Annotated in this window: 11 protein-coding genes; 8 read left to right on the top strand and 3 right to left on the bottom strand. The window is 67.4% G+C overall.

Annotated features, from left to right (window positions below; genetic code table 11):
- From ACREE8_RS23785 to ACREE8_RS23810, 6 genes are all read left to right on the top strand, one after another.
- Positions 1–774 (top strand): biotin--[acetyl-CoA-carboxylase] ligase (locus tag ACREE8_RS23785; RefSeq protein ID WP_431575506.1); only part of this gene is annotated, 774 nt, incomplete at its 5' end.
- A gap of 23 nt (positions 775–797) precedes the next feature.
- Complete coding sequence (locus ACREE8_RS23790) at positions 798–1,592, top strand: type III pantothenate kinase (RefSeq protein ID WP_431575507.1); 795 nt, start codon at positions 798–800, stop codon at positions 1,590–1,592.
- The gene (locus ACREE8_RS23795) at positions 1,589–3,250 is read left to right on the top strand and encodes a ribonuclease J (RefSeq protein ID WP_431575508.1); all 1,662 of its coding nucleotides are present in this window, start codon (positions 1,589–1,591) and stop codon (positions 3,248–3,250) included. Before ACREE8_RS23790 ends, ACREE8_RS23795 begins: the two co-directional genes overlap by 4 nt.
- Positions 3,251–3,320: 70 nt before the next feature.
- Positions 3,321–3,725, top strand: coding sequence for a methylmalonyl-CoA epimerase (mce, locus tag ACREE8_RS23800; protein WP_431575509.1), 405 nt, complete (start codon positions 3,321–3,323; stop codon positions 3,723–3,725).
- Positions 3,722–3,958, top strand: coding sequence for a DUF1467 family protein (locus ACREE8_RS23805; protein ID WP_431575510.1), 237 nt, complete (start codon positions 3,722–3,724; stop codon positions 3,956–3,958). The genes mce and ACREE8_RS23805 overlap by 4 nt, the downstream gene beginning before the upstream one ends.
- Positions 3,959–3,988: 30 nt before the next feature.
- Complete coding sequence (locus ACREE8_RS23810; protein ID WP_431575511.1) at positions 3,989–4,528, top strand: DNA-3-methyladenine glycosylase I; 540 nt, start codon at positions 3,989–3,991, stop codon at positions 4,526–4,528.
- 6 nt (positions 4,529–4,534) lie between these two features.
- Here the strand turns inward: ACREE8_RS23810 and ACREE8_RS23815 are convergent, their stop codons facing one another.
- From ACREE8_RS23815 to ACREE8_RS23825, 3 genes are all read right to left on the bottom strand, one after another.
- On the bottom strand, positions 4,535–5,785 hold the full coding sequence (locus ACREE8_RS23815) for a DUF2336 domain-containing protein (protein WP_431575512.1): 1,251 nt from the start codon (positions 5,783–5,785) through the stop codon (positions 4,535–4,537).
- On the bottom strand, positions 5,782–7,449 hold the full coding sequence (locus ACREE8_RS23820) for a sensor domain-containing diguanylate cyclase (protein WP_431575513.1): 1,668 nt from the start codon (positions 7,447–7,449) through the stop codon (positions 5,782–5,784). Before ACREE8_RS23820 ends, ACREE8_RS23815 begins: the two co-directional genes overlap by 4 nt.
- A 507-nt stretch (positions 7,450–7,956) precedes the next feature.
- A complete protein-coding gene (locus ACREE8_RS23825; protein WP_431575514.1) occupies positions 7,957–9,246 on the bottom strand; it encodes an NCS2 family permease in 1,290 nt (429 codons plus the stop codon).
- Between the two features lie 101 nt (positions 9,247–9,347).
- Between ACREE8_RS23825 and ACREE8_RS23830 the strand changes: the two genes are divergently transcribed.
- Together ACREE8_RS23830 and proS are read left to right on the top strand one after the other, a co-directional pair.
- A complete protein-coding gene (locus tag ACREE8_RS23830; RefSeq protein WP_431575515.1) occupies positions 9,348–9,797 on the top strand; it encodes a hypothetical protein in 450 nt (149 codons plus the stop codon).
- Between the two features lie 189 nt (positions 9,798–9,986).
- The coding region (gene proS / locus ACREE8_RS23835) for a proline--tRNA ligase (protein WP_431575516.1) at positions 9,987–10,668 on the top strand (682 nt) is incomplete at its 3' end.

The following is a 10,668-nucleotide window of genomic DNA, read 5'->3' on the forward strand; positions in this document are numbered from 1 at the left end:
GTTCCACGGATGACGCTGGGCCGTCCCGAACTCCCCGATTTCTTCCGCCTTCACGCCCACGAGACCATCGGCAGCACGATGGAGGAATGCCGGCGCCTGGCCGCCGAGGGGGCGCCCGAGGGCAGCCTGGTCTGGGCGGGCGAGCAGACGGTGGGGCGGGGACGGCGGGGGCGGGGCTGGGCCTCGCCGCCGGGCAACCTCTACCTCTCGCTGCTGCTGCGTCCGGGCCTGCCGCCGGCCGACGGCGCCAAGCTGGGCTTCGTGGCCTCGCTCGCCATGGGCGGTGCCCTGGCGGGGCTGCTGCCCCAGGGCGAGGAGCGGGTCCGGCTCAAATGGCCCAATGACCTGCTGATCGAGGGCCGCAAGACCGCCGGCATCCTGCTGGAGGGCCAGCCCGGCCCGGATGGGCGGCTCGCCTGGGTCATTCTCGGCATCGGGGTCAATGTGGCGAGCTTCCCCGCCGATACCCCTTACCGGGCCACCTCCCTGAGCGCCGCCGGCGGCCCCGCCGACCCGGCCTTGCTGTTGGCGGGTTTTGCCGAGCGTTTCCCAGGATGTTACGACTCCTTCCGCCGGGACGGCTTCGCGCCGATCCGGGCCGCTTGGATGAGCCGGGCCGCCGGGATCGGGCAGCCGATCGAGGTCCGGCTGGAGCAGGAGACCGTCGCGGGCCGTTTCTCGACCCTCGACGAGGAGGGCCGGCTCTGGCTCGACCTGGCCGACGGAGGAAGGCGCAGCTTCACCGCCGGTGACGTGTTCTTCCCGGGGCTTTGAACTCGAACCTTGAAGGCATCGCCATGCTGCTCGCCGTCAATGCCAACAACACGAACGTGAAATTCGCCGTCTATGACGGCGAGGCGCTGCGCGGCGACTGGCGGCTCCATACCAGCCCGGCACGCACCGCCGACGAATATCTGGTCTGGCTGAATCAGCTGATGGGCCTCTCCGGCCTCAGCACCAAGGACATCGACGGCACCGTCATCGCCACCGTGGTGCCGCCGACGCTCTTCAATCTGCGCCAGCTTTGCGACAAGCATTTCCACACCAAGCCCCTCATCGTCGGCGAGCCCGGCGTCGAGCTCGGCATCAAGATCCTGATGGACCGCCCGCAAGAGGTGGGCGCCGACCGGCTCGCCAACGCCGTCGGCGGCCATCTGCTGTTTCCGGACGAGGCCGTCATCGTGGTGGATTTCGGCACCGCCACCACCTTCGACGTCATCGCCGAATCCGGCGATTACTGCGGCGGCGTAATCGCGCCGGGAATCAATCTCAGCCTCGAGGCGCTCCATGGCGCGACCGCCAAGCTGCCGCGCATCGCCGTCGAGAAGCCGCCGCGCGTCATCGGCAAGGACACGCTGGGCGCCATGCAGTCCGGCATCTACTGGGGCTATATCAGCCTGATCGAGGGCGTCGTCGCGCGCATCTGCGAGGAATGGGGCCAGCCCATGCGCGTGATCGCGACCGGCGGCCTGGCGCCGCTGTTCCATGGCAACACGCCCACGATCGAGCGGCTCGAGCCCGAGATCACCATGCGCGGTCTGGTCGAGATCTATCGTCGCAACAACGGGCGCCGCAACGCCGGTCGCCGATGATCGATCCACCGCGCGCCGACGAGCTCCTGTTCCTGCCCTTGGGCGGAGCGGGGGAGATCGGAATGAACCTCACGCTCTATGGCCATGACGGCAAATGGCTGATGGTCGACCTGGGCGTCACCTTCGGCGACGACGCCACGCCCGGGATCGAGGTCATCATGCCCGACCCGACCTTCATCGAGGACAATGCCGACCGGCTGGTCGGGCTGGTGCTGACGCATGCGCATGAGGACCATATCGGTGCCGTGCCCTATCTCTGGCCGGATCTCGGCTGTCCCATCTATGCGACGCCCTTCACCGCGGCGGTGCTGCGCCGCAAGCTGATCGAATCCGGCATCGAGGACGAGGTCGAGATCACCGAGATCCCGCTCTCCGGACGCTTCAAGATCGGGCCATTCGATCTCGAATTCATCACCCTGACCCATTCGATCCCCGAGCCCAACGCCATCGCGATCCGCACGCCCTGCGGCACGATCCTCCATACCGGCGACTGGAAACTCGATCCCGATCCGCTGGTGGGCGAGGTGACCGACGAAGAGGCGCTCAAGAAGCTGGGTACCGAGGGCGTGCTGGCGATGGTGTGCGATTCCACCAATGCGCTGGTTCCCGGCCATTCGGGCTCCGAGGCCCTGGTGCGCGCCAACCTGACGGAGATGATGGGGCGGTTCGACGGCCGGATCGCGGTCGCCTGTTTCGCCTCCAATGTGGCGCGCGTCGAGAGCGTGGCGCGAGCCGCCGCCCATCATGATCGCCATGCGGCACTGGTGGGGCGCTCGCTCTGGCGCATCAACCGGGCGGCGCGCGATACGGGCTATCTGGCGGACCTGCCGGATTTCGTCAGCGAGCATGATGCGGGCTTCCTGCCCCGCGACAAGGTGGTGCTGCTCTGCACCGGCAGCCAGGGCGAGCCGCGTTCGGCGCTGGCGCGCATCGCGCGCGGCGAGCATCCGGCCGTGACGCTCGAAGCCGGTGATGCGGTGCTGTTCTCCTCGCGCGTCATCCCCGGCAACGACCGGGCGATCGGGCGGCTGCAGAACGATCTGGCCAAGCTTGGCGTCGAGATCGTGACCGAGCGCGACAATGCGATCCATGTCTCCGGCCATCCGGCGCGCGACGAGCTCATCGCCATGTATCAATGGGTGCGCCCGCAGATCGCGGTGCCGGTGCATGGCGAATATCGCCATCTGATGGCCCATGCGCGGCTTGCCCATGACTGCCAGGTGCCGCAAACCGTCGTGTCCACGAACGGCGATGTGATCCGCCTGGCGCCGGGACCGGCCAAGAAGATCGGCGAGGTCCATTCCGGCCGGCTGGGGCTCGACGGCAAGGTGCTGATGTCCCTCGACGGCGAGGCGATGCGGCTGCGCCACCGCATGCTCCATAACGGCACCGCGGTCGCGACCCTGGTGCTGGACGATACCGGCCTGCTGGCGGCCGAGCCGCAGATCTCGATCCAGGGCCTGCTCGAGCCCGACGAGATGGCGGAGGCCCGCGAGGATGCCGCCGATGCCGTGCGCACGGCGCTGGTCAAGCTCAAGCCCGCCGACCGCAAGCTCGACACGACGGTCAAGGAGGCGGCCCGTCTGGCCATCCGCAAGACATTGCAGAATCTCCACGGGAAGAAGCCGCTGACCGAGGTCCATCTGGTGCGGCTCTAGACCTCTTGGACAGGCCGGGCGCTTCGGGCAGACTCCGGCCTGGAGACAAGAAGGAACAGGAACCATCGCCGTGATCGGACGCCTCAACCATGTGGCGATCGCCGTGCCCGACCTGGAGGCGGCCGCCAAGATCTATCGCGATACACTGGGGGCCAAGGTGTCGCCGCCCCAGGCCGAGCCCGCCCATGGCGTGACGGTCGTGTTCGTCGAGCTGCCCAATACCAAGATCGAGCTGCTGCATCCGCTGGGCGCGAACTCGCCGATCGCGCCCTTCCTCGAGCGCAATCCCTCCGGCGGCATGCATCATCTCTGCTTCGAGGTCGACGATATTCTCGCCGCCCGCGACCGGCTCAAGGCCGAGGGCGCTCGCGTCCTGGGCGACGGCAATCCGAAGATCGGCGCCCATGGCAAGCCGGTGCTGTTCCTCCATCCCAAGGATTTCGTCGGGACCCTGATCGAGCTGGAGCAGGTATGAACCCGGTCACCGGCATCGTCGTCTATGTCATCATCTGGTGGACCGTGCTGTTCGCGGTGCTGCCCTGGGGGGTGCATGTCCCCGACAAGGTCGAGGCCGGCCATGCCGAAAGCGCGCCCGACCGGCCCTTGCTGCTGAAGAAAGCGATCGCCACGACCCTGGTCGCGGCGGTGATCTGGGTCGGCTTCTTTCTCCTGCAGCGTTCCAATCTGATCACGTTCCGGCCCAGCTGAGCCGGCCGCGCTCTTCCGATCGAGGGTCCCATGAGCAGCTATTGCGACGTCGCCCCTGGCCATCCGTTCCATGGGCCCTATCATGAGAGCGAGTATGGCTTCCCGAACGCCGACGAGAGCGCGCTGTTCGAGCGGCTGGTGCTGGAGATCAACCAGGCCGGCCTTTCCTGGCTGACGATCCTGAAGAAGCGCGAGGCCTTCAAGGCGGCCTATGCCGAGTTCGACGTCGACCGGGTGGCAGCCTTCAAGGCGCGCGACAAGGCGCGGCTGCTCAAGGATGCGGGCATCATCCGCAACCGGCTCAAGATCGAGGCGGCGATCGAGAATGCGAAACGGATCCAGGTACTGCGGGAGAGCCACGGCTCCTTCGCCCAATGGATCGATGCCCATCATCCCCTGACCAAGGAGGAATGGGTCAAGCTCTTCAAGAAGACGTTCCGCTTTACGGGCGGCGAGATCGTGGGCGAATTTCTGATGAGCCTCGGTTATCTGCCGGGCGCCCATAAGCCGGATTGCCCGACCTACAAGCGCATCGCCAAGCTCAAGCCCGCCTGGATGAGGAAGCGCTGAGGCGCTTCAGGCGCGGAAGAAATCGAGATGCCAGGTCATCTCGTCATTGTTCATGGGCCAACCGCCGGCCCGCGGCTGTAGCAGTTGCTTGGGCGGAATGCCGGCCAGCCGGAGCTGGATCTGCGTCGCGAGACGCGGGCTGACGCCGGCCTTCCAGGCGAGGGCGACGATGCCCTTGACGCCGCGCGCCGAGAGGATCTTGCCGGCGAGCGCGCTGCCGAGCTCGCTGAGGATGCCCAGCGCGGCGATCGCGAAGGCGCGGTCGCCGCTGTCGAGGGCCGAAGCGAGGCTCGCCTCGTCGAGCTTGCCCTGTTTCTTGAGCCTGAGCGCCCGGTCCTCGGCAGATTCCTTCGAAGCGGCGGCCTTGGTCGCGGCGACCATCTCGGGCTCGGCCAACCGCGTGGCGACCGCGGCGGCGACCGCTTCGCGCGCGGCCGGATCGAGATCCTGGCGCTGTTCCAGGCGGCGCAACAGGGTCGCGGCCACGAAGGCGGCGATACGGCCGACGATACGTGCCGGCAAAGCGGGGCGGTCGACAAGGGGCGGATGCCAGGTGGGATGGGCCGGGGCCCGGTCCACCAGCAGGTCCAGCGTCTCTTCGCGGATCTGGGCCGAAGGGTTGCCGAGGAGGGCCGCGATCGCGGCCTCGTCGCCGACATCGGCAATGGCATCGGCCAGATCGGCGCTGAGACCATCGCGTTGCGCCACGGCACGCCGCGCGCCCTTGACCGGGGGCACCGCGATGATGGCCAGCAGGTCTTCGTCCGTCAGCAGCGGTGAGAACCGCAACACGGGCCCGCAGACGGCAAGCTCCACGTCGCGCGCGAGCGCGCGGATCACATCCGGCGGCGCATTGCCGACGTCCTTCAGGGCTTCGGAGACGATCGCGCGGATGCGTGCAACCTGATCGCGCGCCAGGACTCGCACCATCTCCACGACCCGCTCGCGAACCTGGCTCTGCGCGTCCGGCGCAAGATCGGGAAGCAGGCGTGCCACCTTCAGCGCAAGATCGCTCCGCACATTGGCATCGGAATCCTGCAGCAGCAGCAGGTCGGCCTGGACCGGCGTCTGCGGGTTGGCAGCGATCTCGCGGCGCACGGCGGCCACCCGATCATTCGCCAGGAAATAGAGGATCTCCGGTCGGGCTTGGCGTTCGCGAGCGAGCTCCCGCCGAACATCAGCATCGGCATGAGCGGCGCGGCTTTTCTCGCCCTCATAATCCGGATATTGCTGATCCCTGGCCACGACCGCGCTCATGCGACCCTCGCGGGTGGCGCCAGCTCGCAGCGGTTCTTGCCCGCCCGCTTGGCGCGATACATGGCCTCGTCGGCGCGTGCGAGCAGGCCGTCGAAAGCTTCAGCCGAGGTCGGCCGGTAGCAGGCGATCCCGATGGAGATTCCCAGCGGCGGCTCGACACCGCTGAGCGCGCCGGCACATTCGCGGACGGTTGCGATCAGGCCTTGCGCCTTGGCGAGCGCGCCAGCCTCGTCGGTCTCCGCGGCCCAGAGGGCGAACTCGTCGCCGCCGAGGCGAGCCGCCAGGTCGCCGGCACGCGAGCCGCGGCGCAGGCGATCGGCGACCTGCACCAGCACGGCGTCGCCGCGCTCATGGCCGAAGCGGTCATTGATCGGCTTGAAATTGTCGAGGTCGAGATAGAGCAGGGTGCCGCCGCGTCCCGTGCGCCGCGCATGCTGAAGCCAGCGCTCGAGGTCCGCCGTGAAGCTGCGCCGGTTGAGGAGGCCGGTGAGCGCGTCGGTATTGGCCAGGGCCGCCAGCGCATCATGCTGGCTGATCTGCGCCAGCGCGATGCCGAGATGGCCGGCGATCTCGCGCATCAAGGCATGGTCGGATTTGCTCCAGGACGGCGCCTGGTCGTGCCGCCGCCAGATCGCGACGGCGCCATTGGCCGCTCGCCGATAGCTCGTCACCAGCGCGAGGCCGCTCAGGGACTCCGTGTCGCAGGCTTGCGGCGTTTCGACGGCGTTGCGATCGGCCTTGGCCCAGCCTTGCAGGAGGCCGGGGAGGTCGATGGCGGGCACGGCCAGCGTTCCGCTCTGCGCCACCAGGCGCGGCGGGCCGTTCTCGAAGCGCCAGATGCAGCCGAGCTCGGCGCCCAGCGCGTGGGCGAGGGTGCTGGCGGCCTTGTTCAGCATGGCGCCGGGCTCGACCTCTTCGCGGATCGTGCGAGCGATATAGGCCAGCAGGCGCTCATGGTGGCGGGCTTCGAGCAGCGCCGCTTCCTGGGCGTCGGCCGCGGTGATGTCGCGGCAGAGACCGCGGGCGCCGATGATCTCGCCGCCGCTGTCGTGCAGGGGGAGCGCCGAGATCGCCACCCGCGCGGCGGCGCCATCGGCGCGGCGCATCCACATCTGCCGCGCCTCGACGCGTTCACGCGCGGCGAAAGGCTGCTCGCTCAAGAGGGCCTCGTCTTCTTCGATGGCGAGCGTGGCGGGATCTCGGCCCAGAAGGGCCACGGCGGGGTAGCCGAGGCCGCCCTGCGGCGAGACGAACACGAACCGGCCGGTCGCATCCGTCTCCCAGGAGAAATCGCTGGAGATATCGACCAGGTCCTTGAAGCGCTGGCGAGACTCGATCAGGGCCGAACGAATCCGGGCCTGGAGGGTGACGTCGCGGCCGATCAGGAGCAGACCGCCCGCGATCGGAATCAGGCTGGGTTCGACCGTCGAGGAGCCGGACGGCGAGGGCAGGATGACGGGCTCCAGGGTGCAGGCGGTCTTGCGCGCCGCGAGCTCGGCCCTGTCGGCCTCGTCAGGGGCCAGGACGGCCAGGAGCGCCTCGCCGCCGGCATTGGCGGCGAAGACACGGCCCGTCGCCGCCAGCAGGGCGCAAGGGCCCGGCCAGTGGGTTGCGAGATCGGCATAGGGAGAGGCGGGCTGGGCGTCCCCGTTTGGAATCGCCACCCCGGTCTCAATCCAGGGCTCGATTGCCACCTTCATCGGGTTGCCTGTCGGAGAGTAAAGACAAGCCCGACTATCCGCCCCCACGCTTTAAGGACGCTTAAAGGCCTGGATGGCGACCGGTAAGAATATTGGAGTTATAGTTAATACAATTACTTATGGCAGTTCTTGGCGAACCCGCATGAGCTTGATCTACGGGCAAAAAAAAGCGAGCGGGTTTCCCAGCTCGCCTTCGGTTCCTTTGCCATCCCATTCGGTGCGCGCCATTTGGGGGGCGCTTCGACCGTCGGGGCGCGTTCTGCGCTCCCTCATCTCCCAGAACCCGGGCCACGCCGGTGGACCGGCGGTTTGACCACGATTGAAACATATGAGGATTCCCGCTCGTCGTCACGCGGTTTTCGCAATGGCGAGCGGCGCTCGCGAAGCGGGCAAAGGCCGGAGCAGCCCGCCCAAAAAGAAAGCGGGCCGGCACCCGCGAAGGGCCGGCCCGCCAAGCCTGCAAGAGCAGGGTCAGATCAGCGCGAACTTCAGGATGAAGGCGATGGCGAGGATCGCCACCGCCGGATGAATTTCACGCCAGCGGCCCGCCACCAGTTTGATCGCCGCATAGGTGATGAAACCGAGCGCGATGCCATTCGCGATCGAGAAGGTGAGCGGCATCGCGATCGCGGTGATCACCGCCGGTGCATATTCGGTGACGTCCTCCCAATCCACCTCGGTGAGGCCGCGCGTCATGATGCAGGCGACGAAGATGAGTGCTGGCGCCGTGGCGTAGGCGGGAACCGTCCCCGCCAGCGGCGACAGGAAGAGCGCGGCGAGGAACAGGATCGCCACCACGACGGCGGTGAGGCCGGTCCGGCCGCCGGCGCGAACGCCGGCTGCGCTTTCGATATAGCTGGTCGTGGTCGAGGTGCCGAGGGCCGCCCCCACCATGGCCGAGCTGCTGTCGACGATCAGGGCCTTGCCGATGCGCGGCAGCCGGCCGTCCTTGTCGAGCAGGCCGGCACGATGGGCAACGCCGATCAGCGTGCCGGTATTGTCGAACAGATCGACGAACAGGAAGGTGAAGACGATCGCGACCAGGCCGAGGCTGAAGGCGCCGGCGATATCCATCTGCAGGAAGGTCGGGGCGATGCTGGGCGGCATCGAGAACACGCCCTGCGCCGGGCTGACGCCGAGCGCCACGCCTGCCGCCGTCACCAACAGGATCGCGATGATGATGGCCCCTGGCACGCGCCGCGCGTCGAGGGCCGCCATCACGACGAACCCCAGCGCCCCCAGGATCACCGGCCAGACCGTCAGCGGCCCGAGCGTCACGAAGGTCGCCGGATCGGCAACGATCACGCCCATTTCCTTCAGGCCGATGATGGCGAGGAAGAGACCGATGCCGGCCGAGATCGCCATCTTCAGGCTCTTCGGAATCGAATTGATGATGTATTCGCGGACCGGAAGGATGCTGAGGATCAGGAACAGGATGCCGGACAGGAACACGGCACCCAGCGCGACCTGCCACGGGTAATGCATCCCGTTGACGACCGCGTAGGTGAAATAGGCGTTGAGGCCCATGCCGGGCGCCAGCGCGATCGGATAATTCGCGAACAGCCCCATGAAGGCGCTGCCGAAGGCGGCGGCGAGGCAGGTGGCGACGAAGACGGCGCCGATATCCATCCCGGCGGCCGACAGGATCTGCGGATTGACGAAGATGATATAGGCCATGGTCAGGAAGGTCGTGACACCGGCCAGGATCTCGCGCCGCACGGTGGTGCCGTGCGCCGTCAGGTCGAACAGTTTTTCAAGCATGCTAGGCCCCTCGTGATACAACGAGCGACCCCGACGCGCCGGACCGCCGCGGCCGATGCCGGGGTTAGGTTTTATTAATCCCCCGGCGCCACCCTGACGGCATGACGCGCTGTATCGCTCGCATCCCCTGGTTGCTCCTGCTCGCCCTCCTGGGTCTTCCCGCCCTGGGGCCCTCGCCCCTCATGGCCGGCGAGCCGCAACTGACGGTGAAAAGGGAGGATTGCGAGGCCCTTGTCAAGTATCGCCAACCCCCGGGCGTGGCCTATGAACCGGGCGTCGATGCCTATGGCAACGCGGTCGCGCCGGCCGATCTGCCGGGCTCGAATCAGCAACTCAATCTGCCGCCCCTGATCGCCATTCCGATCAAGGTCGACCTCCAGGACCGCTATCACATCCCGGCCAACTCGCCGCTCTTCAAGGGAGATGCGATCGTCGGCATCGTCGTTTCCGACCTCAACGGCAATGTGACCTTCAACGGCCAGCCTCTCGGCGATCCCGAAGCGGACGCCCTGGCCGAGGCCTGCGCCCGCGGCCTGAGCCAGGGGCAATAGCGGCCCGGCCGCCACCTTTTCGACGCGATCCTGGGGTCCTCTCGGAACCGTCACTGCGCGGGCTTCGCGCATGGACAGGGCAGGGGCCATTGCCTACAGTCCCGACCCATTTCCGATGGCGCCGTCAGGCCCCGGTATCGCCCGGACCCGCCGCCGATCCACCGGGTTCCCGCTTCGCAAGGATGATCAATGCGGCTGACGAGCTATTTTCTGCCCACCCTCAAGGAAACGCCCGCCGAGGCGCAGATCGTCTCGCATCGGCTGATGCTGCGTGCCGGCATGATCCGCCAGGCCAGCGCCGGGATCTATTCCTGGCTGCCGCTGGGCTTCCGGGTGCTGAAGCGCATCGAGCAGATCGTCCGCGAGGAACAGGACCGGGCCGGTTGCCAGGAAGTGCTGATGCCGACGATCCAGTCTGCGGATCTCTGGAAGAAGTCGGGCCGCTACGAGGATTACGGCAAGGAGATGCTGCGCATCGTCGATCGCCATGATCGCGAGATGCTCTATGGGCCGACCAACGAGGAGCTGATCACCGACATCTTCGCGAGCGAGGTCCGCAGCTACAAGGAACTGCCCAAGCTGCTCTATCACATCCAGTGGAAGTTCCGCGACGAGGTGCGGCCCCGCTTCGGCGTGATGCGCGGGCGCGAGTTCCTGATGAAGGACGCCTATTCCTTCGACATCGACTATGTCGGCGCGCGGCGCGCCTACAACAAGATGTTCGTGTCCTATCTGCGCACCTATGCGCGGATGGGGCTGAAGGCGATCCCGATGGCGGCCGACACCGGCCCGATCGGCGGCGATCTCAGCCACGAATTCATCATCCTGGCCGAGACCGGCGAGAGCCAGGTCTATTGCCACAAGGATCTGA

Origin of the sequence: Hypericibacter sp., from assembly GCF_050729195.1 — a bacterium.
In the GTDB taxonomy this organism is placed as follows: domain Bacteria; phylum Pseudomonadota; class Alphaproteobacteria; order Dongiales; family Dongiaceae; genus Hypericibacter.